We start from the raw sequence: 25685 nt of genomic DNA on the forward strand, positions 1-25685 counted from the left end.
CCCAAGGCCGGGAAGTTAGCCTGTTTGTGCTGGTGGCAAGGGGGTTGAGGTCCAGGTTGTGGCTGCGTAGAGGCCGGGTCCGAGCTTGTGGATGAGCCCGGTGTTGGCCCATCGGGACAGTTGCCGATACATGGTGTGCAGGGTGACGTCGCCGAAGTGGGCGGCGATCTCCGCGGGTCTCCACAGCCGGTTCGGGTCGTCCTGCAGCAGGGCGAGGATGCGATGCCGTCGTCGCTGGGCCGGGGCGGTGTAGCGGTCGTCTCGGGAGACGGTGGGCAGAGGCGGCGGTTCGGGGCCGGGTTCGAGGACGGTGACGGCGAGGTCGGTGATGATGCGGCTGTGATCTGGGCGGCCGTCGTCGCGTCGCTCGCTGTAGCGGGACATCGGCGACTTGACCTTGCGGGTGCTGGTCCGGTGGCGGCGGGGCGCAAGGAGGCGGGACAGCACCCGGCGGCCGGTCAGTCCGAGGCGTCCTTGCTCGTCGGGAACGATCCCGGCGGCCTGGACGACCTGGTCACGGGCGGTCTGGAGTGCCACAGTGAAGCAGCAGCGGTCGGGGTCGGTGCCGGGGATGGACTCGGCGGCCTCGACCATCACGGTCCGTAGGGCCTGGTAGAGCGTGAGCAGGGCCCACATCTCCTGCTCGAGGCCGGCCCGGTCGTTCGAGCGGAGCTTCCGTCCGGCCATGATCGTGTGGCGGAGTGCGTAGTACGCGCTCTCGTGTTCCCAGCGCTCGTGGTAGAGCTTGATCAGCGTCGCCGCAGGGTGCCGGCGGGCGTCCGTCAAGGTGGTGACCAGCCGGTAGAAGCCGGTGAAGACGGTGCCGTCAGCGCAGGTCACCGTGATTTCAGCGTCGATGACCCGGACGCCCACAGTGCCGATCACCGACAGGTATGAGCCGTCGTCGAGACGGGCCAGGACCGGGGTGCGCCGGTTGCTGCGGAGCCGGCCCAGCACCTTCGCGCCAGTCGCGGTCGCCTGGGCGAGGAAGTCGTTGGCGTCGAAGCCCTTGTCCCACAGCACCAGCATGTCCGGCCTCAGCAGATGCAGCAGTCGGCAGGCATAGGCGGTCTCGCCCTCGTCGGTGGGGCCGAACACTGCGCCGATCATGGACCTTGTCCCGGTCTCGACCAGCGTCATCAACTCCAGCGTGGGATAGCCGTGATGGGCTGTCCGCCCGAGCCAGGCCCGATTGCGGGGTGAATCGGGCACCCGAAGCGAGCTGCAGCCATCGAAGGACACGGTCCGGTAGGCACCGAAGCGCACCCCCGGCGTGGTAGGGCGTGCCAGCAGCCCGGCGAGCACCTCGAACAGTGACCGAACCGGCGCGGCCCCCAGCCGTCGGCGAAGGTCCCGCAGGGCCTTCGTGCTCGGTGAGGCCACCGGTATGCCGGCCAGGCCGCTGGTGAGCTTGTCCCAGACCAGCCGGTAGCCGACCTCAGGGAACAGGCACATTGCGAGCAGGAAGTACATTCCGACCCGAGAGGGCAGGTCCCGCAGCCGCCGCTGCACCGTCCGCGTCTCCGCCAGCACCGCGTCCACGAGCTCGAACGGCACCACGGCGGTCAGCTCTCCCAGGTGGCCCGGGGCGAACCGGCCCGCGGCCACGGTCACCGTACGGGTGATGGCAGTCAGCGTGGACGGCAGGGCAAGATGAACCTGCAACGGAGCTCCTCACGTACAAGCTGTCTTGGTCGACTGCCTGTACCAACGAGCTCCGTTGTGCTTTCGCTTCGAACCCTCAATGTGCTTGCAGGACCTGCGAGAACGCTAACTTCCCGGCCTTGGGGAAAGGCCCCACCGAGAAGATCGCCGCCAGCAACCGCGGCCTCCCCATCCCCTCCGCGCAAGGCAGCGTGGCCGCATACCTGACGTACTGGCTGGAGAACGTCGCCCTCCACCACCTGCGCGAAACCACCCACACCCGCTACACCGCCTGCGTCGACCGGTACATCGTCCCCGGCCTGGGCAAGAAGAAGCTGGCCAAGCTCTCCGCCAAGGACGTCCGCACCTGGCTCAACCAGCTCCGCACCGCGTGCCAGTGCTGCGCGCGTGGCATCGATTCAAGCCGTGATGAGCCCCGCTGCTGCGCAGTCGGAACGTGCTGCTCCAAGCGGCTTTCTCCGCTGACGCTCACCTACATCCACTCCGTGCTCAAGTCCGCCCTGGAGCACGCCGTCCGCGAGGAAGAGATCCCGCGCAACGTCGCCCGCAACGTCCGCACCGGCACCCCACGGCCCCGACGCTTCGAACCCCTCACCGCCGACGAAGCCCGCCAGCTCCTCACCGCCGCCCAGGGCCACCGGCTACGCGCGCTGTTCGAACTCGCTCTTCACACCGGACTCCGCAAGGGCGAACTCCTCGGCCTGCGCTGGGAAGACCTCGACCTCGACGCTGGCACCGCCGCAATCCGCCGAACCTTGCAGCGCACCAGCACCGGCGGGCTCACCACGCTGCCCACCAAGACGCGGGCCTCCGAGCGCCGCATCGCTCTCCCCGCCCGCTGTGTCCAGTCGCTGGAGCACCACCACGAGCAGCAGAAGCGCGAGCGGGAGGCCGCGGGCACCACATGGCAGCACGACGGGCACGTGTTCACCACCGCGCAGGGCCGACCGATCGACCCGACCAACCTCACCCGCACCTTCCTCACGCTCCTCCGCAAGGCCGGCCTCCGCCGCATCCGCTTCCACGACCTCCGGCACTCCACCGCCACCCTGCTGCTGGAACAGGGCGTCGAACTCGTTGTCATCAAGGAACTCCTCGGCCACGCCCACATCGGCGTCACCGCCGGCGTCTACGCTCACGTAAGGCTCCGCCTCCAGCGCGATGCCATCAACGCCCTCGGCACCGCACTCGTCGACCGGGAGACCACCGAGACGGCACGATCCGACGGCGATGAACCGCCACCCTGTACCGCGCTCGTCCGCTGACGTTGCCGTCAACTACTGCCGTCACCCCACGCAGAAGCCCCGCCAGGATGCACCTGACGGGGCTTCAGTTTGCTTCTGTCACCTAGCGAAGTAGGCGGGGCATCGGGCAACGAGGCTCACGCCCAGCCAGCGCGAGAATGGCGCGAACCTCCGACAGTTCGGAGTTGATCACCTTCAATTCTCTGCCGACAGGAAAAGTCGACCCTGCCGCACATCTAGCCACTCATCCTTTGCGAGCGCGGCACTGGCGAATGGGATAGCCCGCAGGGACCGAGTCGAGTCAATCACCGGAGATCCACAGATAACCTCTGCGCCTGACCACTCCGTCTAGAGTGGACTTGAATTCCACCGCATCACTCTTTGCGTCGAAATTTCGCTCAATCAAGAGGTTAATTTCACCCATTACCCGCACCAGCTGAGGAGAGTTGAACATTGTGTCACCATGAAGATGAACTCCCGCCAGAAGGGCATCAGCATCAACGTGCGGCAAGATCGCTTCGAGGTAAGCCCCAGCCTCCCTACCTGCATACACCCGCTGATGATTCTGATCTTCGATGTAGACCGTAAGGCCCATTAAAACTCCCACTCTATTTCGTGGGGTCGGCTCGCAAAGATCGAGCCGACCCCACGAACAATCACCTAGGCACTACCGGCTTCGGAATGGGGTGCATTGTGATCACGCCGCCGTACTTGTCTTGAACGACTCGATACCACGTCGTGGGCAGCCCACCAGCATCGTCCGATAGGCGACCGATCACAGTACCCGCATTGGCGTCGCGCTCAAAGTTCCCGTTCGCGTTCGGGCCATGACACTTGCATCGATTTGCGTTATCCACCAGGTCGTCCAAGTCCACGTCCGAATTGAAGACGCTCTTGTCAGAAGTGACCTGACGCCCTCCGGGCATGTGCCTACCCCGCACGTACGCCTCAGAGGCATCATCGAGCATCGCATCAACACAGTTTGCATTGTGAACGAGGACCGGCGTCTGCCCCGCCAGCACATAGTACGTGTGCTACGCGGGCCCGCTCTATCTGCGTATTCGCAGATCAGCGGCGGTTTCGGGTTCCGCTGGCGTCCGTGGTTGTGCGGGGGAATCCGTGGGTGTTGCCGTCGGTACTGCCGTCAAGAGCGCGAGGGCGCACGGTGACGCTGCCGCTGGCGGAGTGTCGGCGCAGGGGGACTTTACTGCCACGCGCCGGGCTGGGCGCGGAGTATCGCTCGGACGGTCTGCTCGTAGTGCTGGTGGCCGGTCTGAGCGCAGTGTCCGGCGATCCAATGCGTCAGCTCGTCCGGGGTGTGCAGGGTGCCGGATGTGGCACCGCAGTTACTTTCCTCGCCGGTGACGCAGACTGCCGTGAAAACCGACAGTGCCAGGGGGTCGGGGACGGTGGTCACGTGGTACTCGCGGAAGCGGTAGCGCCCCCGTGCGGCGTCGCGGACCGGTGCGTCGGTCTCCGCAGAGTCAGGCACCCTCGTCCACCTCTTCCTCTTCCGGGTCCGGGAGGCGCCGCCCGCGCGAGTCGGCTACTCGGAGCGCGTCCGCCAGGGCCTCGGTCAACCGGCAGGCCAACCAACGGTATTCGGTGGCCGACAAAGTCGGCACTCCGGGAGCCGTGGCTTCTCGGGCGTACTCCAGCAGTTCCTGGCCCATGCTGAGCTGTACTGTCTCGATGCTGTCAGCGAGGGTGGAGAGGTAGCCCCGGCCGTCGGTGCTCAGGTAGCAGGGCTTCCCCTCCGGGCTGGTCCATGGCAGTAAGCGGGGACCACCCCCACCCGACGCGGCGTCGTACAGCTCTCTGCGACGCATGCGGTCGGCATCGCTCCTGGGCTGGCTCACTGGGCACCCCCGGCCTGGGTCACTGATGGTGGACACACCGACCGTAGGCACTGACTGACTGTCACCCCAGACGAGAGCCATGGCAGTTCGCGACTCTTGGTTCGCGAACTGCCACGCTGCGTGGCAGCTACCCGACGACGCCCAGGTAGTCGGCCATTTCACGCATCTCCGTCGTGAGGGTGCGCTTGCGCTTGCCCAGGATCTCCTGCATGGTCTCGGCGGCCCCGTTCTGGTGCCGCAGCCACTGCGGGGCGGCTTCCCGAGCGCGGGTCAACTCGTCCATGGCGGCGGACAGGTCGCCGGTCCGGGTGTGGGCGCGCGCCACATCGAGGGTGAAGCGGTTCCCGTCGTTGGTGCTGGGCCTGCCCAAGCGCCTCCACGCCTTGGGCGACAACTCCTCCTGCTCGCCCGCCTTGCGCACCACCGCACGGGCGTCGCCGATGACCAGAGAGTCTTCAAGTGCCTTGACCGCGACGGTAACCGGCCCGAAGACGGACCAGTGCCGGGAAACATTGCGATGTGCCGTCCCAACTGCGGTTGCCGCGACCCGGGCGGCCTGACGGTACGCCTTCGCCTCGTCGGGACGGTTGTTCCTCGCGGCTGCGGCGGCGGCCTCCATCGCCAGGCCGCCCCACACCGCGTAGTGGTCCGGCTCGGCCCCGGTGATCTTCGGCTCCACCGCGTCCATGCTCCGGGCGGCGACCTGTTCCGCCTCATCCAAGCGGCCCTGCCTCACCAACAGCCAGCACATGCAGCCGACACCGGAGCCCGCCGCAAGCATGTCTCCGGCCTGACGGGCGTCCATGATGGCGCCGCGCACAGCGGCGTACGCGATGTCGTACTGCCGTACCTGGGTGAGGTAGGTGCCGGCCAGACGCAGCGCCTCGGCGCGTGCCAGCAGGGCCTGCCGGTGCTCGTCCCCGCTGTCGTAGTAGGCGACGGCTTGTGCGGCATCACGCAGCAGGCCCGGCAGTTGGGCCGCGACACTCTTGTAGCTGTCGGAGAAGTACAGCACCCGTGCGTCTTGCAGCGTCCGCCGGAAGGTGCGCAGATTCGGCTCCTCGCCCACGGCTTCGGCGTCCTGGTCCACGAGCCCGACGGCCGGGGTGAGGGCGGCGCGGAGCTGGATCAGGTTGACGCGGTTCGGCTCCTCGGTCCGCCCGACGGGCTCCGGGGCATCCGAGGCCATCAGCGCGGCCGTGGTCACGCCCAGTGCGCGGGCAAGCGTATGCAGGGTCTCCATGCGGAGAGTGCCGCCCTGCTCAGCCTTGCGCACCGTGCCCGGCGATACGCCTGCGGCATGGGCCAGTTCCTCCTGGCTCATCCCCGCGCGACGCCGGTACTTGCGGACGTTGTCGGCCAGCTCCGTAGTCATCAACTCACCACCTCCCACTCCACGGTACGCCCGGCCAGCACATCACCCGGGGGCGATCCGGCAGGCACCCACCCACAGGGGCTACCCCACGACCTGGCGCGCCGGAACTCCGGCAGGATCGGGGCCTGAGCGGGAGGGGTCCCTCGTCGGTCGGGCAGCTTCGCCGGACCAGGGTTCCCCGGGGGCCGCCAAGGCTCACCTCGTGACGCGTGCGCTCGGCCTTGGCGGCCCCCGGGGGTTCCTGGTACGCCTCCGGTGACCGGGCGACGAGGGACCCCTCCCGCGACCTCGACCCCACACCACGACGAAGCTGCACCCGCACTCGGGCCCCCTGCCCCTCAGAGAGAGGGCCGGGGTCTGGGGCAGCGCCCCAGGTGCTTCGCTGTGCTGGCTGTTGCGCGCCCGGACCGGCGGGGCCGTCGCCAGCGGGGCGGAGACAGGAGCGGGCGGCGGCCCCGCGGGGCCGGAGCGCGCGCGGGCCGCGCCAGCGGACCGCCTTGAACAAGTAAAGAAACTCTGAACAGCTCACCCATGGGCCGAGCTGTCAGCCTGACCGTCAGGGGCCCTGCTGACGGCGCTTCTTCGCGTCGGCGAGTCTCTCTTCGAGTTCCTTGCGGGCGGCTGCGGGATCGTCGTGGAGCGGTGGCGCGAGTTGGCCACGGCGGGCCAGTTCGCGGGTGATCTTCCGGCCCTTCTCGACCGCTGCTTGGTAGGCCGTGCGGGTCTGGTTGAGCTCGTCATGGATTTGGTCGGCAAGCGCTTTGAGGTCGGCGTCGGCGAGATGTGCGAATTCGCCGGCAGCCCTGTGGGCCTGGCGTTCGGCCTCCTCGCGCTGGAGGTGCTGGACGACCTTGGAGCTGTAGTTCTTGCCGGGTGTCGGGGCGGTGCGGACGAAGACGCCGCGCCCCTTGACGGCGTAGATCAGCCCCTCGCTCTTGAGGAGGCGAAGGGCGTTCTGCGCGGTGGAGTTGGCGATGGTGAACCGCTCTTGCAGCTCACGCGCGGAGGGCAGCTTGCTACCCGGGGGGAAGAGTCCTTCCTTGATCTCTTCGCGCAGGGTGTCCGCGGTCCGGACGAAGGGGGGGCGGTTGTCCTCTGCGCGGGCCGAACGCCACCCAGGAGGGAAGGGGCCATCTCCTGCCGCGCTTTCGTCGCCGTCCTTTTCTCCGGTGTCCTGTTGGTCAAGGGGCAGGCTGACGTAGCTGCCCCGGCCGAGGACGGAGTAGACCAGCCCCTCCTGTCGCAGGACGCGCAGGGCGTTCTGGACCGTGGAGCTGGCGACACCGAACCGCTCTTGCAGCTCGCGCGCCGACGGCAGGCGCTCACCGGGCTGGAGTTCGCCGCTGAGGATGGCGGCCCGCAGCACTTCGGCGGCCTGGAGATAGGGGGGCCGCGGGTCGTCGTCCAAGGGCAAGGTCATGGGCCAACCGTAGCGTCCGTAGCGCCTGCCGCACACGCCCACACCACCATCCTTATCGACCGTCCCACCTATGCGTGCGTTGCATCTATATCGCCGTAGCGCTATGATCGTCATCGAGTCGATCAAGCGGCTCCATCGAACGAGGATGTGATGGCATGGCCATGACCCGTATCCGTGTTGCCCTGCTGCCGTCGGCGGTGTGCATCGCGGGCACCGAACCGGCGCTGAAGATCAAGGACACTCAGACCGGGGAGGTCGCCACCGACCGGGAGACCGGCGCGTCGCTGTACACGGTGACCGTGATGCTCATGGAGGACGGCCGCGCCGAGGTCCTGAAGATCACCGTCCCGGAGACGGGCCTGGCGGCCGGGCTCAAGCCGGGGGCGATGGTGCGGCCGGTGGAACTGTTCGCGACCCCGTGGGCGCGGATCTTCAACGGTCAGCTGTCCGACGGCGTCGCCTACCGGGCCGCCCGTCTGGAGCTGATCACCGTGGAGGCAACCCAGTGACCCGCTTCGAACGCCGCGTGCCGGAACGGGAGTTGTCTCCGCTCCGGCCGCTGCCGGAGACCGAGGGCAAGGCCACCTTCGCCGTCTCGGCCGCCGTGCTCGATCTACTCGGCCTCAGCCCGGAGCAGGCGGCCCGCCTCGACCTGGCCCACGTGCTCCACCTGATACACGAAGAGGGGGCCTGACATGGAAGCCACGGGATACGCGACGGTTGCGCTGCTGGTCTCAGTCGTGCTGGTCGGCGCGTGGCTGCTGATGACGGTGATGCGCTACGTCCGCGCAGACAAGGGCACGCGGGTCAGCATGCGACAGGCCGTGCGAGTGCGCTGGGGCTGGGTACGCCTCGCGCGGATGGCCAAGCTGACGGTCACCGACAAGACCCCGAGCCTGCTCGCGCAGATCACCGCCCAGAAGGACAGTCCCCCGCCCGCTCCCCGGGTGCTGACTCCGAAGATCAAGGTCAAGCCCGACCAGTTCGGGGTGATCGTCCGGGCGCGCACGCTGCCGCAGGTCGGGCTGGAGGAGTACCAGAAGTCGGCCCGGTTCCTGGCCGATGCCTGGCGGTGCACGCGGGTGTCCGTGCTGCCGGATGGCCCCGGCATGGTGGTGATCCGGGGCGTGCGCTCGGACCCGCTGACCACGCCCACCACTCACCGGCCCACTGGTCGTCCACCTGCGGATCTGACGCGCTGGGAGCTGGGCGTGGACGAGTACGCCGCGAAGGTGTGCGTGTCCCTGGCCAACGTGCCCGGGGTGACGGTGGCCGGCGTCCCGGGTGCGGGCAAGACCTCAGGGGTCAACAAGTTCGTCTGCGACTTCGCACCGTCGGCCGCCGTGCAGATCGCGGGCGCGGACGGAAAGGTGTCACGGGCCTCGGAGGGCGACTACGCCGACCTGGTCAAGCGGATGTTCGCCTTCTGCGGCGACGACCTGGACGAGGCGAACGCGCTGTTCAAGCGCCTGGTGGAGCTGCGCAAGCGGCGCTCGGCGACCATCCGGGACGTGCTGGGCGTGAAGAACATGTGGCACGTCGACCCCTCTCCTGACTGGCCGCTCACGGTCCTGATCATCGACGAGGCGCACACGTACTTCCGCGAGTACAAGGGCAGCGACGCCACCACCAAGCGCCTGGCCGCGCTGACGGCGGAGAACGCCCGGCTGGTGGAGGACCTGGTCAAGAAGGGCCGCAGCGTCGGCATCCTGGTGATCCTGATCAGCCAGAAGACCAGCGGCGACGCCATCCCCACCTTCATCCGCGACGTGTGCCCCATCGGGCTGTCCTTCGCACAGAAGACCGTGGAAGCCGCGGTCGCCGCACTCGGCGAGGACATCCGCAACTGGCCCGACGCCAGCCCGGTCACCTTGCAGGACCCCGCCTACGTCGGCGTCGCGGTGATGGCGATGCAGGGCCGCCCCGGCTACACCCGCATCCGCACCCCCTACGTCTCCGACGCCGACACGGCCCGCGTCGCCGAAGCCACCTCGCACCTGACCGCCGACCCGGACCTCTGCCTGGACGCCCTCCTCGCCGCGACCGGACGGACCGCGGAACCCCTGCCGTCGCTCACCAAGTAACCGTAAAAGCCCACACTGGAAGAGAGGTTGAGGACATGGCGGAGGAACGGTTCACCCGGCGCACCGTGACCGTGGTCATGGCGGTCATCGCGGCCCTGGCCTTCGTCTTCTCCTTCGGCAACGTCTGGGCACTCGCCCTGCGACTCGGCGTCCCCCACCCGATCGCGCCACTGATCGCCCCCATGGTCGACCTGTCCGTCGTCGGGCTCCTGGTCGCACTGCGCTTCCTCGCCCTGCACGGCGTCCCCAAGCATGAGCTGAAGGCCGGCACCCGGCTGCTCCACCTGTGCGGCCTACTCACCCTCGCCCTGAACACCGCCGAACCCCTGCTGACCGGACGCTACGGACGGGCCTGCCTCGACACCGTGGCCCCGCTCCTGCTCCTCGGCTGGGGCCACGTCGGCCCCGCCTTCCTCGCCCAGTTCCACACCCACACCCACCCCACCCCGCCCCTGGAGGCCGCCTTCCCCATCCTGGAACCGGTGCCCGACGAAGCACCCGCACCCGAGCCCCGGACGCCCGCCCCTGTCGAGGAACTGGAGCCCACTCCGGCTCCGGCCACTGCTCCGCCCGCCGCCGCCAAGATAACTCAGCCTGCCTCCGGCCCGGCTCTGCCGGTCGCCCTCCTGGACGCGGCCCGGCGCATCGCGGACACCCACCGCGCCGAGCACGGAACACCGATCAGCGCCGCCCACCTGGGCGCGCGCATGGGCGTCGCCCTGCCGGTGGCCACCGCCGCACTGGTTCAGCTCTGAGCCCCGGCCATCCCCGGCCGCATCCCCCTCGCTGAACCCACACTCACCCCCGGGCCTGGTTCGCCATGCCCCGAGCAGCACCAACACGCCTACAGATCCGGCTGGTTGCTGCTCGGGGCCACCACCCCGGACAGAAGGGAAACGCCCCGAATGGTCACCCTGGACCTGCGCCACGTGGCAAGCCCCGCCGTACGGGACCTTCTCCACCTGGTCAACCACCCCGATTTCGACCACGCACAGCAGCAGATCGAACACCTCGGCGGCTGCACCGAACCCGTCCGCCTGACCGGCCACAGCACCACCATCGACACCACGACCGGCGAGGTGCTGCGCTCCTACACCTCTTCCGACGAGCCCACGGGCAGCCTGCTCACCGCGTGCGGCAACCGCCGCGCCTCGCGCTGCCCTGCCTGCTCCCGCCTCTACGCCGCCGACACCTACCACCTCATCCGCGCCGGCCTCTCCGGCGGCAAGACCGTGCCTGACACAGTCCGCACCCACCCCCGCGTCTTCGTCACCCTCACCCCGCCGTCCTTCGGCCCCGTCCACAACCGCCTCACCACCCCCGGTGGCGATGTCCGGCCCTGCCGCTGCCGCAAGATCCACGAACTTAACGACGCCCTGATCGGCACGCCGCTGAACCCGGCGACGTACGACTACGCGGGCGCGGTCCTGTTCAACGCCCACGCCTCTGCCCTGTGGGGCCGCTTCACCACCTACCTGCGCCGTGAGATCGCCGCCGGGCTCGGTATGACCCAGAAGGCCGCCCACACGGTCCTGCGGGTGTCCTTCGCGAAGGTCGCCGAGTACCAGCAGCGCGGTCTGGTCCACTTTCACGCCGTCATCCGGCTCGACGGCCCGGACGGCAGCAGCCAGCCCTCGCCGCCGTACGCCACCGTCGCCGTGCTCGCTGAGGCTGCCCGCGCCGCCGCTGCGCGGGTCCGCGTCACAGTGGAGTCGGATGCAGTCGGGGAACGCGAACTCGGATGGGGCGAACAGTTCGACGTGCGCGAGATCGCCTCCTTCGGCACCGACGCCGAATTTACCGACCAGGCCGTGGCCGCCTACGTGGCCAAGTACGCCACCAAGTCCGCCGACGCCTCCGGCACCCTCGACCGCACCCTCCTCTGCCGCCCCTGCCAGGGACGCGGCGCCACCCTCCTGCCCCACGGCACCCCGCTCCCGTGCACCGCCTGCGACGGCACCGGACAGGCCCGCCCGCTGACCCGGCTCCCCGTCGCCCGGCACGTCCGGCAGATGATCCGCACCTGCTGGGAACTGGGCAAGCTGCCGGAATTCGCCCACCTCAAGCTCCGGAAGTGGGCGCACATGCTCGGCTTCCGGGGCCACTTCTCCACCAAGTCCCGCAGCTACTCCACCACCCTGGGCGCGCTGCGTGACGTCCGCCGCGCCTGGCGCACCGAACAGGCCCACGCCCACGCCGGACTGCCCGAACCAGACCCGACGACCACACTCGTCGTCGGCCGCTGGGACTACCTCGGCTCGGGCTACAGCCCCGGCGCGGCCCTCCTTGCCGCCGGCGTCTGGCATCGCAGGGAACTGGAACGGCAGTTCGTGGCCGAAGGGGGCTGCTGATGGCCTCGCCCCCGCTCGCTGTCCTCCACGCGGAAGTGGCACCGGCGCTGGATCTGCTCACGGTGCCCCAGGTCATGGCCCGTCTCCAGCTCGGCCGCTCCGCCGTCTACGACCTGCTCCGCACCGGCCAGCTCGCCTCGATCACCCTCGGCCGCGCCCGCCGCATCCCCACCCACGCCCTCACCGACTTCATCCGCACCCGCATGGAACAGGAAGCCGCCTGATGACCACAGCCCGCCCCGCTCCGTCCCGCCGCTCCCGCGCCCGTGCGAACGGTGACGGGACCATCTACCAGCGCAAGGACGGGCGCTGGGAAGCCGCCGGATACGTGCTGGCCCCCGGCAACACCCGTAAGCGCGTCCGGGTCTACGGCGCTACCCGTAGAGACGCGATGACCAAGCTCACCGAGAAGATCGCCGCCAGCAACCGCGGTCTCCCCATCGCCGCAGCCGACAGCACGGTGAACGCCTACCTCGCGTACTGGCTGGACGGCGTCGCCGTTCACCACCTGCGGGAGAACACTCACACCCGCTACGCCGCCGCCATCCGTCTCCACCTCAATCCCGGCCTCGGAGTCAAGAAACTCGCCCGGCTCACCACCCGCGACGTGCGCACCTTCCTCAACGGGCTGCGCACCGCCTGCCAGTGCTGCGCCCAGGAACGGGACTCCGTCCGGCGGTCCTGCTGCGCCATCGGCCAGTGCTGCGGAAAGCGGCTCTCGCCGCTGACCGTGACGTACGTCCACGCCGTGCTCAAGTCCGCTCTGGAACACGCAGTCCGCGAGGACGAGCTGCCGCGCAACGTCGCCCGGAACGTCAAGACAACCACGCCCCGCCCCAGGCGCTTCCAGCCCCTCACCGCCGCCGAAGCCCGGCAACTCCTCCATGCGGCCAACGGAGACCGGCTTCACGCCCTGTACGAACTCGCTCTGCGCACCGGACTCCGCAAGGGCGAACTCCTCGGCCTCCACTGGGAAGACCTCGACCTCGACGGCGGCACCGCCACCATCCACCGCTCCCTCCAGCGGACCCGCAGCCAGGGTCTGACCGTCCTGAACACCAAGACCCTGGCCTCCGAGCGCCGCATCGCCCTCCCCACCGAATGCATCAACTCCCTCAAGATCCACCAGGAACGGCAGCAGGAAGAGCGCCAGGCTGCCGGAACGAGCTGGACGGACAACGGACTCGTCTTCACCACCCCGAAAGGCAGGCCGCTCGACCCCACCAACCTCACCCGCCGCTTCCGCCGCCTCCTACACGGCGCGGAACTCCGGACGATCCGCTTCCACGACCTCCGGCACTCGACCGCCACCCTCCTCCTGGATCAGGGCGTCGACCTCGTCGTCATCAAGGAACTCCTCGGCCACGCCCACATCGGCGTCACCGCCGGCGTCTACGCCCACGTCCGACTCCGCCTCCAGCGCCAGGCCATCGACACCCTCGGTAGTATCCTCAGCCAGACCGACGCCCCGGACGACCCACCCACCGCAACCGTCGTCCGCTGACGTTGCCGTCACCGTTGCCGTCAAACGACCAAAGGGGCCCCGCCGGAGATCACTCCGGCGGGGCCCCTTTGCTTTCTTCTATTTCCCCCATAATTCAATCGCCAGGAAATTGCGCAATCAAACCAAGGGTATGCGGAACGCATCAATCCCAGCGCCCGATTCCATCTACCCAGACGAAGAAGTGCCGCTCGCTGGAATCTTATAGGCGGCCGCAATGCTCTCATCGAAAATCACGACTAGCGCATCAGGCATATAGGTGAATCCCGCCCCGTCGGATTCACCTAGCGCAATCACCAGGCTCGACTTATCGGAGAACCCGAAGCGGTACGCCCAAGGCATTTCTGGGCATCCCTCGTTAGGGACATGCCAGGCGGCTCCGAGGCTGGCGATCGACACACCGAGGAACCGGCTCCAATCGATGTGATTACTCACATCAATAGGGTCTCCAAGCGATTTTGCGCCCGACTCTCCGGGGCCCCTGAACTCGATCGCCATGCCTTCATTGAAACCATCCATCGCCCAGGCCAGAACCAGCACGGACCCGCTCTCCATGCCCAGCTCAACGGCCATGTCGACTTCGTGAGCGCGATCTTCTCTATGCCCTTCGGGCCAGCTGTTCCCACGCAACGCCACATAGCGGACCGTTCGCACGACCTCGCCTGCGATAGCTTCCTGGAGTTCAGCAACACTGGCACCATTGTGGGCCCGAGCATCCCACGGCTGGATTGCCAACATTTCTAATACCGCCCAAAGTATTGGAACTGACCATTTGCGTCGAACGTCGCCCCGATTCCGCGCCCACCGGCCGGATCCGGCATGATGTACCGCGACCCGCCAGCGAAGTTGCCAGAATTCACAGGCGACGTAGCGGTTTTCGGGTTGGTCAGAATGTCATCCAGCAGATCCTGACCGGCCGATTTCAACTGCTTCCCTGGAACCACAGGCAGATCCCCGCGGTTCATGTGCTTCTGATACTCGCGTCCTGCATGAGTCGTCTTCCCCTTGGCCGCGCGCATACCGCTCTGCGAAAGAGCGTCCAGATCAGGGCAGCCGCCGGAATTGTGAACGAGTACCGGAGTCTTGCCAGCCAGCACATAGTACGTGTGGATGTGGTTGATCGTCAGGTCGTAGGTACGTTGCCGCTCTGTGTACTTGCGCACGCCAACTACGGTCACGGCATGACCATCCACGGTGCGGATGGTCATGCCGGGTTCCAGTTGGCCCGCATCCACCCATCGACTCTCAGAGCTGGACCAGAAGGGGTGGGTGGTCGTTGCCGCCAGCACAGCGACACCGTCGCTCGTCGCCAGCGAGATGTCGACGAAGTGCTTGTCGTCTTCCGTGACGATGGTGCCGACGACTTCCCGAACAGTGGTCTCCCCTGTCACGGGGTCAGTGACAGTAACCTTCTCGCCGACTTCGACATCCTCGATGGGTTTCGTGGTGCCATCTGCCAAGAGAACTTCGGTACCTGGTACGAAGCTGTGAGTGGAACTGACCAAACATGCAATAGGTACACTGTCACTCTTCTTCAGGGCTTGCACAAAGGCTTTGCCTATAACCTTGAGCACTTTGCCAACGGCAGCGGTACTAGCCGTTACCGTCACATCCACTGCTGCCGCCTTGCAGCCATTACCCTTGAAGCACTCGACATAGTTTCGGACACCGAGGACTTCGAGAATATCCACCTCGGGGTTTCCGCCAAACCACCCGAGCTTTCCGGCTGCGGAACAAAATGCACTAAACGAACCGCCACATTGCGCGCGCGCCCAGTTTTTCAGGTTGGAATCGTAGGAAAGGTTCTCGTGATAATAGGGGAAATTCTCCACGAGTTCTTCCTGGGTGGGAATGTATACACCCTGGATGGTAATGGAGCCCCCATAGGCCCTGACGGTCACGGGCTCATCGTGGGCAGACCCACCAACCTTGTTCTTCTGAAAAGCGTTTCCGCCACCGGTGGGGTTCCCGTTAACAGAGAGACTTCCGTCAGCATGGGTCTGCACGCCGGTTCCGCAGCCTTCGCTGAACCCTTTCCCACACGCCAGGCCAAGCCCCGTGGGGTCGGAGAAGAAGAGGGGGTTCTGGGCTGCGTAGGTGTAGCCGTTGAGGGTTTGTGGTTTGTCGAGTTCCAGGAGGGGGTCGACGCTGATGAAGCGGCCGGTTGACGGGTCGTATTCGCGGGCACCGAGGTGGGTCAGCCCGGTGGTCTTGGTGTCGTCGGTGCCGCCGACGAAGCCCTTCGTGCCTGGCCAGTCGGTCGGTGCTGTGCCGCGGAGGCCGCCGAAGGGGAGGGTGCGGCGGTGGGTCAGCTGCTGGGTGGCGGTGTCGATGGCGAGCTGGGCGGTGCCGTGGTGGTCGGCCAGGGTGATGGAGACGCCGCCGTCATCCTGCTGGACAGCCTGGTGGCCGCCGCCGAGGTCGAAGTAGCGCGTGGCTTTCGGGGTGGTGGATCCCTTGGCCAGGGTGATTTCGGTCGCGCCCAGGTAGAGGGTGGTCTCGGTCGGTGTCCGGGCGATGAGGCGGTTGCCCTCGGTGTCGTAGAGGTATTCGGTGACCTTGTCGCTGCTTCCCTCCACCGGCTCAGTGACCTTGGCGAGGTGTCCTTCGGCGTCCCAGGTGAGCTTCTGGGTGTCGCCGGCGAGCGTGCGGGTCGCGGTGTTGCCGGCTTCGTCGTAGGTGTAGGTGTCCTTCGACTCTCCCGTCGGACCCGCTGTGGTGACCGAGGTCAGAGTGTGCGGCTGAGCATTGGGCGCGCCGGGGTAGGTGTAGGTGCGGTTCGTGTCCTTGGCCGTGTTGCCGGTGACATCGTGGATGACTTCGGTCTGGCGGTTGCCCGCTTTGTCATACGTGTACGAGTGCCAGTAGGGGGCGGGACCGCCCAAGGACGTGCCACTGGGGGCGGTGGAGCAGGTCGGAACGGCCTGGGTCCATGCTTCGGTCAGGCGACGCAGTCCGTCGTAGGTGAAGCACTGGGTGTCGGTACCGGAGCGGGATACGTCCGATACGGACAGGACGTTGCCGGCTTCGTCGTAGCGGTAGGTGTTGTGCTGATCGACGCCGTTTATGCCCTGACGGTCGATGCGCGAGGTGGCCAGGCGCTGGGTACCCCACTCATAGGTGTTGTTGGCTTCTACCTTCGTACTGCTCCCGTGGGACAGTTCGTAGGTTTGGGGCTTGCCTGTGAGGCTGTAGCTGACGGTGGATCCGATGCTCTGCCTGCTGCTCGTACCGATGAGGCGCAGGGTCTGGTCCTCGTAGGTGTACGTGACAGAAGTAGCAGGCAGACCACCGGCCTTGGGGTAGCCATTGCCTTTGACCAGGCCGGTGACGTCGTAGGTTGCGGTGCTCAGATAGGTGCCTTGCAGGGCGCCTTCGGCAGCGGGGATCGTGATGGAGGTGCGCTGCGGGCGGTAGAGGCGGTCGTAGGCGACGACCTTGCTGGTGTAGGCGCTTCCGTCGTCGTACCGGGTGGACTCGGCGAGGTGGCCCTTGGCTCCGCTGATGGTGTCGTAGACCCACTCGGCGCGGAGGGGTCCGGTAGATGAGCTCTCACGGAGTTCCGTCTGCCGGCCGAGGCCGTCGTAGGAGTACCACAGGGTAGGCGCGTCGGCGTTGGGGCGTGAGTCGTCGGTAGTGACCAACTGACCACGGTCGTCGTACTCGCTGACGGTCGTGCCCTTGTCCGGGTCGACGGACTTGGTCTGCCGACCGAGCAGGTCGTAGGTGTAGGTCCATGAACTGCCGGCCGGGTCCGTGATCCGGTCCAGCTCGCCACGCGGTGTGTACCGATAACGGGTCGTGTCGTAGGCCGCGGTGGCGCTGCGGGTGTGGTGCTGGCGTAGTTCGGTGGTCTGTCCGCGAGCGTCCGTGAGGACGGTGGTGGCGGTGCCGCCGACGGGCGGGATGGTGGTGACGCGGTCGCCGCCGTACAGGGTCCTGGTGATGCCGAGCACGGTACCGCCGTCGCCGTTGCCGGCGATCTGCTTGCTCTCCACGGCCCTGCCGAGGCCGTCGTAGGCGGTGCGGTTCTGTGTCTCGACGCTGAGGGCGTCATCCGGCAAGAACAGCTCGGTGGAGGGTGCGTCGACGATGTAGTAGGTGGCCAACTCGTAGGTCGCCAGCCCTCGCTCGTCATAGAAGGTGTCGGTGAGCAGGGCTCCGCCGTCCGGGCCGGGGTCCTGGGTCTGACGTGGCCGCAGGAAGCCGTCGTAGAGGACGTAGGAGGTGCTCTGCACGCTCCTGTTCCCGATCGTCCTGGTGCCGACGGCGACGGGCTCGCCCTCAGTGATCGTGTAGGTGAACTCGTAGGTGGGGGTCTGATCGGTTCGACGGTCAGCCAGCCAGACCTTGGAGGAGCGGCCCAGCGCGTCGTAAGCGAAATTGGTGACCTTGTCGTTGGTGTCGCTCTGGGTCAGCGGCAGTCCTCGCAGGACCTCGTGGGTGGTGGTCGAGGTCTGTGCCGTGGACGTGTCGCCCGGCGTGGCGGGGGGTGTGGTGGTTTCGACGGTGGTGGGGAAGCCGGTCGTGGGGGTGCGCACCGTGGTAATGGTGCGGCCGTCGTCGCGCGGGGTGCGGGTGAGGGCTCCGGCCGCCGTCACGGTCACGTTCGCGGTGAGGTCGGTGCTGGTGAGAGTGCGGCCGTATCCGTCATGGGTGGCGCCGGATTCGAGGTAGACGGCGGTGGTGCCGTCGTACTTCTTCAGCACCGCGGTGGCTGTGGCGTCGCCCTTGCTGGGATCCGCGCCGTAGGAGCCGCCGTCGTAGGCGGAGCGTATGTCGGAGATCACGTCTCCCGGGCGGCTGGGGGTGGTGCCGCATCCTGTGGAGACCGTCTCGACCCGGGACGGCAGGCCGAGGATGTTCTTGCTGGTGTTGGCGGTGTAGGTGGTGCGGGTGCAGGTGTTGTCGTCCACATCGCTGTTGTCGCCGTGGTCATCCACCTGTACGACACGGCCGGCCACGGTGTCGTAGGTGGTGGCGGAGGAGGTCGTGCGCCACTCGGCGCCTACGCCGTCGTCGAGCGAGGTCCAGGTGCGGCTGTTCGCGGTGCCGGTGAAGTTGGCCGTCACTGTGCCCCAGGAGCGTTCCTTCTTCGCCGTCTGGTGGTGCCACGGCCGGTTGACCGTCTTGCCGAGCACCTTGCCGCCAGGACCGGAGTACGTGACGGTCTTGTAGGCGAAGCCCGCTGCCGACTCGTGGTCGGTGATCGGATCCCCTTCGCCGGCGCCGAGAGAGACCGTGACGTCCTTGGTGCCGCCCGAGGTGTTCTTGCGGTCGCCGTCCATACCGCGCAGGAAGTAGCTGTCCTGCTGGGACTTCATGGCCGGGGCGCCGCCATGGCCGCCGGTCTGCACCCTCACATGCCCGTAGCCGCGCCACTGGGACCAGGTCTTGAACTTCTCCTTCGTCAGGCCGTCGTCATCGTCGTAGTGCCAGGCGGCACCGCCCAGGTAGCTGTAGCTCGTGACCTGGTCGGGAGCTCCGCCCGTGCGATCGGTGGCGATCACCGAGGTGACGACGTACTTGTTGAACCACTGCAGTTCGGGATCGTCGCTGGCGCTACCGCCGATGTACTGAGGGAAGCACCGGGTGGTGTTGGTCTCGGGCGTCGGCAGCGCGCTGAAGGAGCAGGCCGGTGCGGAGTAGTCGACGTCGATCTGGCCGCCGGATTCGTCCGCGACCGTGGACAGGCGGTCCTTGACGAAGGGGGGATAGCCATCGCCGGTCTTGTCCAGGCGGTTTTCGAGCTGCGTGTAGGCGAAGGTCGTCTTCGGCAGGGTGATGGCCGGGGTCGCGGTGGGACCGGTGTGGCCGGTGCGCTGAATGGAGTCGAGCAGCAGCTGGTAGTCGGTGTCGGCCATACCCCAGCGGTGATTCAGCTTCCAGGAGTCGACATTCTTGTAGGCGCTGCCGTCCAGAACCTGGGTGGTGACCTGGGTCAGGCGTTTGGTGGTGAAGAAGGCCGGCGACAGTCGCCCTTGATCACAGTCCTCGCCGCTGTCGCAGTCCAGGTCCCAGGGTGTGTCGTACCAGTAGGCCGAGTCGGCGTCGATGTCGGAGCAGGTGGTGTTCGAGTCCTTCAGGCAGCGTTCGCTGTTGGTGAAGGTGACCTTGGCAAGCGGCTTGGTGCCGTAGAGCGAGGACGACTTCAGGCCGTACTCGATGCGGTCGAGGGTGCCGCCGCGTACGTAGGGGGTGCCGTCCTCGGCCTCCAGGTTCCGGCCGTAGTAGTTGCCCTCCTTGTCGTAGTAGTAGGTGACAGCGTTGCTGTGGGTGTCTACGACGTAGTCGAGGTTCCAGCGCCAGCCCTGCTGGCACCAGGAGTCCGCGAACGTGCCGGCGTGGCAGGGCTCACCGGCGTCGTCGCCGTAGACCGGCACGGTCCAGGTGGAGTCGGTGGTCTCCTTACCGTCCGACCAGCCGGGGAGCCGATGGTAGCCGAAGTAGTAGAGGGTGCCGTCCGGGGTGGTGACTCTCCAATACTCGCCGTCGTGGGTGCCGTTCGCCCTGCCGGATCCGCGGAGCCGATCGATCTTCGTGCCGTCGTCGCGCTTCAGCTTCCACTTGTCCGTGCCGGTGGGCACCAGTTCGCCGGCTTTGCCGTTCAGCGACAGGTAGGCGTTGTCATAGGCCCAGCACAGGTCGCCCGGCTTGTTGATGCCGTCGTCCGCCGTCTGTCCGTCATCGGCGCAGGGCTTGTAGCGGCGTTCGATGAACCCGGGCCACAGGTCGAACCCGTCACCCACCCAGGAGGCCTGGTTGTTGGTGTTGCCGGTTCGTCCGTCGATGGAGCCGGAGGAGTAGGACAACCCGACGTTCGGGGTCAGGCCGCCGGGCACGTCAGGCACCGGCATGTTGTGGGACCAGCCGAAGGCGCCGGTGTTGAGGTCGGTGCTCCAGGTCGCTGACGCCGAGAGCGAGGTCGCCTTGTAGTCGCCCTTCGCGCTCTCCGTCGCGGCCACGGCCGCCAGAACGGTGGGAGCGGTCGTGCGCAGGGGCACGCTGGATGCGGTAAGGGTCTGCTTCTCGGGATCGTTGACCGTCTCGACGGGCTTGGCCGCACGGCAGGCTTGCCTGTCGGGTGTGGTGAGCACGCACGCGGGGAGTTCGACCAGGGTCAGCCGGGAGGCGTAGCCGCCGCCGTACGCTCCGGCAAAGGTGGAGTAGTCCACTGTGGTGCTGATCTGTGCTGCGTGGGCCGAGGTCTCCTTGCCGCGCAAGGAGAAAAGGACACCATCGACCCTGGCCCGCTCAGATGTCTTGCGGCTGAGGACGCGCGTCTCGACGCTGCCGCTGGCGCTCTTTGTTCCGGCTGCTGTTGCCCCGGCATCCAGGGTCAGCGGTGTGCCCGGGACACGGACGGCCTTCGTGCTGCGTGTCTTCGCACGAGGCTCGGGCAGCTCCGCCGAAACCACCATCGCCTTCGGCCAAGCATCCTCGGGTACTTTGACGGGGGTGCGAGGGCCCTTGGTCAGGGTGCGCGGTTTGGTCTTGCCCGTTGTCCCGGGGATGGGCTTCTCGAAGGTTGCGGGAACGGCCGACAGGTCGTCGCCGACAGCGGCGGCGGGCTGCGTCACTGCTTGGAGGAGTGTCCCGACCATGAGGGCGGCCGAGGCCAGCGCTACACGTCGCCGCAGTACCCGAAGCGGCTTGGCGAATCTGCCGTTCATCCTGTCTCAGTTCCTTCGTTTCGCTTCGGGCCGTGCTGCCCGGCGGCACAGGCAATGGGCTGTGGGTTGGTCTGGCGAACGGAGAGGGGCGACCGTGCCGGGTCCGATCCCGGCACCGTTCCTCTCAGAAGTCCCCGTCGGGCACCTCGGTGGGCGCGCCGGGCAGTCCCTCGGACAACTGCTGAACCTGGCCTGCCGTCAGTGGGCCTTGGAAGGCCCACACGTCGGACACGGCCCCCGGCCAGTAGTCGCCCCAGATGCTTCCGCTCTTGGCACGGCCGAGCTGCATCGGCTGTACCGACTTGAACGAGAGCACGTCGTCCGCCCAGGAAAGCCGGTCCTCGCAGGCGATGTCGTCGGATTCACCGTCACCGTCGCCGTCCGTGCAGGCGACTTCTTCAAGCTGTCCGTTGACGTACAGCGAGAGGTGCTTGGCGAAGCCGTCGTAGACGACAGCCAGGTGTGTCCATTCGGTGGGGCTGAAGAACTGTCCGTTGTCCACATGGTTGACGGTGGCGTCTGTGGAATCCACCGAAGCCATCGCGATCCGCCAGTGGCCCGGACCGGCATCCGAGGCCCTGGGTTCGTATCGGACGGTGAAGGCGCTCTGGGCCGTACCAGGCACGCTGAGCAGTGCAGCGCTGCTGCTGGGGAGGGCAGCTGCCTGGGCCCACGCGGAGACCGTGAAGCTTGCGCTGGTGTCGACCGGAACAGTTGACGTCACGCCGTAGTCGTCGACGCCGTCGAGGTCGACGCCGCCGTCGACCCATCCGGAGCCGAGGGTCGCGCCACCGTGCAGCGTCATGTCGTTGCCCGACGCGGACGCATCTGGGGTGGTCAACGGGGTGCCGGACGCTGTCTCGAAGGTCCACCGGCTCTTGAGGAGGGGCCGCTGCTTGAACATCTGCTGCACCTCTTCGGCGGAGACCGGCCGGTCCTGTACCCGTACGTCGTCGATGGTGCCGGGGAAGAAGTACTGCGTGGCTCCGCTGAAGCTTCCGGTTCCGAGGTACATCGATCTGTCGGCGAAGAAGGGGCTGTTCTGGGTGACTGAGCCGGCCTTCGTGCCGTTCACGTACAAGGTGAGGGTGTTGTCGTCGGTGTCGTGCACGCCGACCAGGTGTGCCCACTCCCCGGCGTGGGCCTTGGCGCCGGTGGGCTGCATGACACGGGCGATGCCCGCGTCCGCCGAGTCCGCGGTGTACTGGGCGAAGGCCCACTGCTGGGCGGCGGCGGAGTAGTACAGCTCCATCCCGGGCCGTTCCTTGCCGGCCTGCAGCGCGACCACGCCGCTCTGGGACGACAGGGAGTCGAGTTTGGCCCAGGCCGAGACGGTGAAGCTGCGGAAGGTGTTCACATGCGGGGCGCTGGTCTCACCGATTTTCCCGTAGCCGGTGGTGCCGTCGAAGTGGGCGGCCTTCCCGGCGACTCCCGGCACACCGGTGGTGACCGTCCCGTGGTAGGTCGCCGGGATCACTTCGCCGTGTCCGACGATCTCTGTCGCGTCGGCTGCCTCGTCCAGGGGGAACACCGCGATCGCGGGCGGGCCCGGGTCGCCGACGGTCTGCTTCGCATGCAGCTGGGTGACTTCGCTGTCCTCCAGTTGCCGGCTGAAGATCTGCACGTCGTCGATGGCGCCGGAGAAGAAGTTGCCGGGCGTCCCGCTGTAGGAACCGGCCCCGATCCGCAGACCGCGGCGGGCGTTCCAGGGGGTCGACCAGGCCTTCTCGCCGACCAGTTGACCGTCGACGTACAAGCGCAATCGGTCCAGGGTCGCGTCGTAGGACCCGGCGACGTGCGTCCACTTGCCCACCGTGACCGGGGCGGGCGTGGCGGCCTTCGCCATGACCGATGTGGCACCGGCGGCGTCCGACGCATGCTGGTTGAACACCCAGCCGTGGACCGGGGAGTAGTAGAGCTCGGAGCCTGCCATGATGTTGCCCGGCTGGGTCGCCACCACCATCGAGTGGGTGGGCTGCTCGTCGAAGTTGACCCATGCGGAGACGGTGAAGCCCTGGTTGGTGTTGACCGGTGAGAGGTCGGTGTCGGCGTAGCCGTCCGTACCGTTGAACCGCACCGCCGTACCTACGGCGCCTTCGACTCCGGCGGTGGTGCCGCCGAGGAGTCTCAGTGTGCGCGGGGGTGTGGATCCCTCCGCCTGGCTCGCCCCGGCGCCCTCGTCCATCTGCCATGTCGCGCGGTCGGGCTGGCCTGCCTTGACCCGGTACTGGTAGGTGCGGATCTCGCTGCCGTTGCCGGCGGAGTCGAAGGCCTGCGCGGTGAAGAAGTTCACGCCGGGCTCGGCCGGCAGCACCTTCGCGATCCGTGCGGCGCCACCCGATGTGGTGATCTTGTTCCTGGAGGTCGGGTCACCGTTGACGCCGTACCAGTACGTCGTCACGTCCGAGTTGACGCCGTCGACGGTGAACGACCCGTACTGTCCCACTCCGTCGTACCAAGGATCCTCGGGGTTGGACGGATCCGACTCCGGGTACTCGCCCGAGCTCACCGTCGGTGCCTGCGGCACGCTGGTGTCGTAGACGAAGTAGCACGCCGACGCGGCCCCGGCATGCGACCACGGTGAGTACTGTGCCCCGTCGAAGACCCGGGCGTACCACCTGACGGTCTTGTTCTGCGGGATCGACGACGGCAGGGAAATCGCGAACGACGACCCCGACGCCTTGCCCGCCGCGCGGGTGGGACTCCACGATCCCCCGTCCCACTGCGCCTGGAACTGCACGCCGACGTTGTCACCGTCGGGATCCGTGACGTTGTTCGCGCGGATCGTGCCGAGTGTGCGGACGCGGGCCAGGGAGGACGGGGTCTTGCAGGTACCGCCGTACTCCATCGTCAGCTGCGACATCTTCAGCTGGGACGGCGGACGGTTGTACTTCACCCGCAGATAGGCGTCGTCCGAGAACCGCTTCCAGCCGTAGCCGTCGCTCTCACTCGACGCCTGCAGACCGAAGGTCATCGTCGACCACTTGCCGTTCGCGGCCTGCTGTACCGCCGACCTCACGTCGAACTCGGCGTCCTTGGCGGCGCACCCGTCGTACCCGTACGCGAAGCTCTCGGTCTTGAGGTGGTCTATCCAGAAGCCCGAGGCGTTCTGGGAGTTCCATGTGGTGGACGAACTGATCCCCTTGGTGCGCCATAGCTGCACGCCTCGGTCGGAGCATGACGCCGACCAGGTGTTGCGCACGACGAACTCTGCCGAGAGGATGCTGCGCCCCGCGAACGCGGAGACGGGTACGCGGTAGAAGAGGCGTTTGGTGTCATGGGGCGCGCAGTAGTTCCAGTTGCAGTAGCCCAGGCCCGAGTCGGAGTCGCCGTTGAACTTCCACTGGGGCGAGTTGGCCCAGTACTTGGAGACCATGGTCCATGCGGTGGCCTTAGGGGTGTACCACTGCGGGTCGATGAAGACCGGATACATGGTGTCCTCGCCCTTCAGCACATCCGCGTCCGGCGTCAGGACCAGCTCGTCCTGCCCGTCCGCCACCTCGACCCCGACGGGAGCGAGCTTGCCCGACTCCCCGGCGCCCGGCTGATCGCCTGACTCCGCTGCCGCGCCGGCCGACGCGCTCCTGCCCTCCGCCTTCTCACCTGCTGCCGCCTTGCTCGGTTCCGCGCCCGCCGGGCTCTCCCCCGGGCTCGAATCCCACATCATCGGCCGCGGGGCCTCGAAGACCGGCGACTCGGCTCCCTTGTCGAGCGCCTGTAGTCCGCCTTCTTCGGTCTCCTCCACCGACAGGCCACGTGTATCCAGCTCCAACCGCAACTGGGCGAGTTCCGGGCTCGCGGCCGCCTCCGCCGACTTGACCACCAGCAACTGGGTGAACCCGTCCTGCTGCGCCGTCATCCGCAGATCGACATCCGGCAGCACCGACGGGTAGGTGGCAACCGGGCCCGCGACCTCGGGCTTCGGCAGCGGCGTCGGCCAGGTCAGGCTCAGCTCACGCCCGGCGCGCTCCATACGCACCAGCGGGCTCTCTCCTCCGCCGGAGAACTCCAGATCTATCGTCGACGCCTCGGGGGCGATGGTGCCCTCGTTCGTGGCCGTCAGGTCGGTGTCGATCCGCTCCCAACCACCGTCGATGCGTGTCCAGACGGGACGCAGGTATTCACGCGCCTGAAGGCGACCGTCCGGGGTCGCGAAGACCTCGCTCGCCTCCCCGCGCAGCGACACGATCTCCACGGGTTCGCCGGTCTTCTTGGCCTTGGCCAGCGCTTCGGCCTCCGTGAGGCCACCGGCGTCATGGCCGACGGTCCTCGCCGCGCTTCTCGGCGGAACCGGCGAATCCGGCACGCCGGCCACAGCCTCACCGGTCAGCGCCGGAGCCGACCCGACGGCTAACGCTGCGCCCATCAGGACGCCAATGGCCCTGGCACTGCCTTGACTTCGGCCCCACATCCCCGCCACACCCCACCCACAGAGCCCACACAGTTGCCTTCCGTACCCCACCTCGTTACCGAACGTCAGGTCAACGGGTAGCAAACGGACATTGGCGTCGCG

The 25685-nt window shown here is 67.4% G+C and carries 16 protein-coding genes; 8 read left to right on the plus strand and 8 right to left on the minus strand.

The features are described 5' to 3' along the window. Window positions 1-15: 15 nt before the first annotated feature. Window positions 16-1665 (minus strand): IS4 family transposase, encoded by a 1650-nt coding sequence (locus tag B9S61_RS16085; protein WP_103542876.1) that lies wholly within the window; start codon window positions 1663-1665, stop codon window positions 16-18. A 119-nt stretch (window positions 1666-1784) separates the two neighbouring features. On the opposite strand from B9S61_RS16085, the gene B9S61_RS16090 reads away from it, so the two are divergent. After that, window positions 1785-2930: a site-specific integrase gene (locus B9S61_RS16090; protein WP_258039683.1), complete on the plus strand. Its 1146-nt coding sequence runs from the start codon at window positions 1785-1787 to the stop codon at window positions 2928-2930. A gap of 280 nt (window positions 2931-3210) precedes the next feature. Here the strand turns inward: B9S61_RS16090 and B9S61_RS40350 are convergent, their stop codons facing one another. The 4 genes from B9S61_RS40350 to B9S61_RS16115 all read right to left on the minus strand — a co-directional run bounded on the left by B9S61_RS40350 (window position 3211) and on the right by B9S61_RS16115 (window position 7563). After that, window positions 3211-3504, minus strand: a complete 294-nt coding sequence (locus B9S61_RS40350; protein WP_146064861.1) for a hypothetical protein — start codon at window positions 3502-3504, stop codon at window positions 3211-3213. 889 nt (window positions 3505-4393) lie between these two features. Beyond that, entirely contained in the window at window positions 4394-4738 is a 345-nt protein-coding gene (locus tag B9S61_RS16100; RefSeq protein ID WP_103542878.1) for a hypothetical protein, read from the minus strand. A gap of 157 nt (window positions 4739-4895) precedes the next feature. Further along, the gene (locus tag B9S61_RS16105; RefSeq protein ID WP_103542879.1) at window positions 4896-6143 is read right to left on the minus strand and encodes a helix-turn-helix transcriptional regulator; all 1248 of its coding nucleotides are present in this window, start codon (window positions 6141-6143) and stop codon (window positions 4896-4898) included. A gap of 556 nt (window positions 6144-6699) precedes the next feature. Continuing rightward, a complete protein-coding gene (locus B9S61_RS16115) occupies window positions 6700-7563 on the minus strand; it encodes a GntR family transcriptional regulator (RefSeq protein ID WP_103542909.1) in 864 nt (287 codons plus the stop codon). Between the two features lie 155 nt (window positions 7564-7718). On the opposite strand from B9S61_RS16115, the gene B9S61_RS16120 reads away from it, so the two are divergent. From B9S61_RS16120 to B9S61_RS16150, 7 genes are all read left to right on the plus strand, one after another. Next, on the plus strand, window positions 7719-8072 hold the full coding sequence (locus tag B9S61_RS16120; RefSeq protein ID WP_103542881.1) for a hypothetical protein: 354 nt from the start codon (window positions 7719-7721) through the stop codon (window positions 8070-8072). Beyond that, window positions 8069-8257 carry a hypothetical protein gene (locus tag B9S61_RS16125; protein WP_103542882.1) on the plus strand — a complete coding sequence of 63 codons (189 nt, stop codon included), beginning with the start codon at window positions 8069-8071 and terminating at the stop codon, window positions 8255-8257. Before B9S61_RS16120 ends, B9S61_RS16125 begins: the two co-directional genes overlap by 4 nt. Before the next feature lies 1 nt (window position 8258). Beyond that, a complete protein-coding gene (locus B9S61_RS16130; RefSeq protein ID WP_103542883.1) occupies window positions 8259-9647 on the plus strand; it encodes a cell division protein FtsK in 1389 nt (462 codons plus the stop codon). A gap of 35 nt (window positions 9648-9682) precedes the next feature. Next, window positions 9683-10402, plus strand: a complete 720-nt coding sequence (locus B9S61_RS16135) for a DUF2637 domain-containing protein (protein WP_103542884.1) — start codon at window positions 9683-9685, stop codon at window positions 10400-10402. Window positions 10403-10552: 150 nt separating this feature from the next. Then, window positions 10553-11998: a replication initiator gene (locus B9S61_RS16140; RefSeq protein WP_103542885.1), complete on the plus strand. Its 1446-nt coding sequence runs from the start codon at window positions 10553-10555 to the stop codon at window positions 11996-11998. Then, a complete protein-coding gene (locus B9S61_RS16145; protein ID WP_103542886.1) occupies window positions 11998-12222 on the plus strand; it encodes a helix-turn-helix domain-containing protein in 225 nt (74 codons plus the stop codon). Before B9S61_RS16140 ends, B9S61_RS16145 begins: the two co-directional genes overlap by 1 nt. After that, window positions 12222-13502: a site-specific integrase gene (locus B9S61_RS16150; protein ID WP_103542887.1), complete on the plus strand. Its 1281-nt coding sequence runs from the start codon at window positions 12222-12224 to the stop codon at window positions 13500-13502. The genes B9S61_RS16145 and B9S61_RS16150 overlap by 1 nt, the downstream gene beginning before the upstream one ends. 165 nt (window positions 13503-13667) lie before the next feature. Here B9S61_RS16150 and B9S61_RS16155 read toward each other — a convergent pair whose 3' ends face one another. From B9S61_RS16155 to B9S61_RS16165, 3 genes are all read right to left on the minus strand, one after another. Beyond that, entirely contained in the window at window positions 13668-14072 is a 405-nt protein-coding gene (locus B9S61_RS16155; RefSeq protein WP_103542888.1) for a hypothetical protein, read from the minus strand. A 167-nt stretch (window positions 14073-14239) separates the two neighbouring features. After that, on the minus strand, window positions 14240-21172 hold the full coding sequence (locus tag B9S61_RS16160; protein WP_258039684.1) for an RHS repeat-associated core domain-containing protein: 6933 nt from the start codon (window positions 21170-21172) through the stop codon (window positions 14240-14242). A gap of 124 nt (window positions 21173-21296) precedes the next feature. Then, complete coding sequence (locus B9S61_RS16165) at window positions 21297-25538, minus strand: LamG-like jellyroll fold domain-containing protein (protein WP_258039685.1); 4242 nt, start codon at window positions 25536-25538, stop codon at window positions 21297-21299. Window positions 25539-25685 lie beyond the last annotated feature (147 nt).

The sequence above is a fragment of the Streptomyces sp. SM1 genome, from assembly GCF_002910825.1.
Taxonomy (GTDB): Bacteria; Actinomycetota; Actinomycetes; order Streptomycetales; family Streptomycetaceae; genus Streptomyces; species Streptomyces okerensis.

Coding starts and splice junctions, on each gene's coding strand:
- B9S61_RS40350 (WP_146064861.1), bottom strand. CDS start 3,504: ATGGGCCTTACGGTCTACATCGAAGATCAGAATCATCAGCGGGTGTAT.
- B9S61_RS16100 (WP_103542878.1), bottom strand. CDS start 4,738: ATGCGTCGCAGAGAGCTGTACGACGCCGCGTCGGGTGGGGGTGGTCCC.
- B9S61_RS16105 (WP_103542879.1), bottom strand. CDS start 6,143: ATGACTACGGAGCTGGCCGACAACGTCCGCAAGTACCGGCGTCGCGCG.
- B9S61_RS16115 (WP_103542909.1), bottom strand. CDS start 7,563: ATGACCTTGCCCTTGGACGACGACCCGCGGCCCCCCTATCTCCAGGCC.
- B9S61_RS16120 (WP_103542881.1), top strand. CDS start 7,719: ATGGCCATGACCCGTATCCGTGTTGCCCTGCTGCCGTCGGCGGTGTGC.
- B9S61_RS16130 (WP_103542883.1), top strand. CDS start 8,259: ATGGAAGCCACGGGATACGCGACGGTTGCGCTGCTGGTCTCAGTCGTG.
- B9S61_RS16135 (WP_103542884.1), top strand. CDS start 9,683: ATGGCGGAGGAACGGTTCACCCGGCGCACCGTGACCGTGGTCATGGCG.
- B9S61_RS16140 (WP_103542885.1), top strand. CDS start 10,553: ATGGTCACCCTGGACCTGCGCCACGTGGCAAGCCCCGCCGTACGGGAC.
- B9S61_RS16145 (WP_103542886.1), top strand. CDS start 11,998: ATGGCCTCGCCCCCGCTCGCTGTCCTCCACGCGGAAGTGGCACCGGCG.
- B9S61_RS16150 (WP_103542887.1), top strand. CDS start 12,222: ATGACCACAGCCCGCCCCGCTCCGTCCCGCCGCTCCCGCGCCCGTGCG.
- B9S61_RS16155 (WP_103542888.1), bottom strand. CDS start 14,072: ATGGCCGTTGAGCTGGGCATGGAGAGCGGGTCCGTGCTGGTTCTGGCC.
- B9S61_RS16160 (WP_258039684.1), bottom strand. CDS start 21,172: ATGAACGGCAGATTCGCCAAGCCGCTTCGGGTACTGCGGCGACGTGTA.
- B9S61_RS16165 (WP_258039685.1), bottom strand. CDS start 25,538: ATGGGCGCAGCGTTAGCCGTCGGGTCGGCTCCGGCGCTGACCGGTGAG.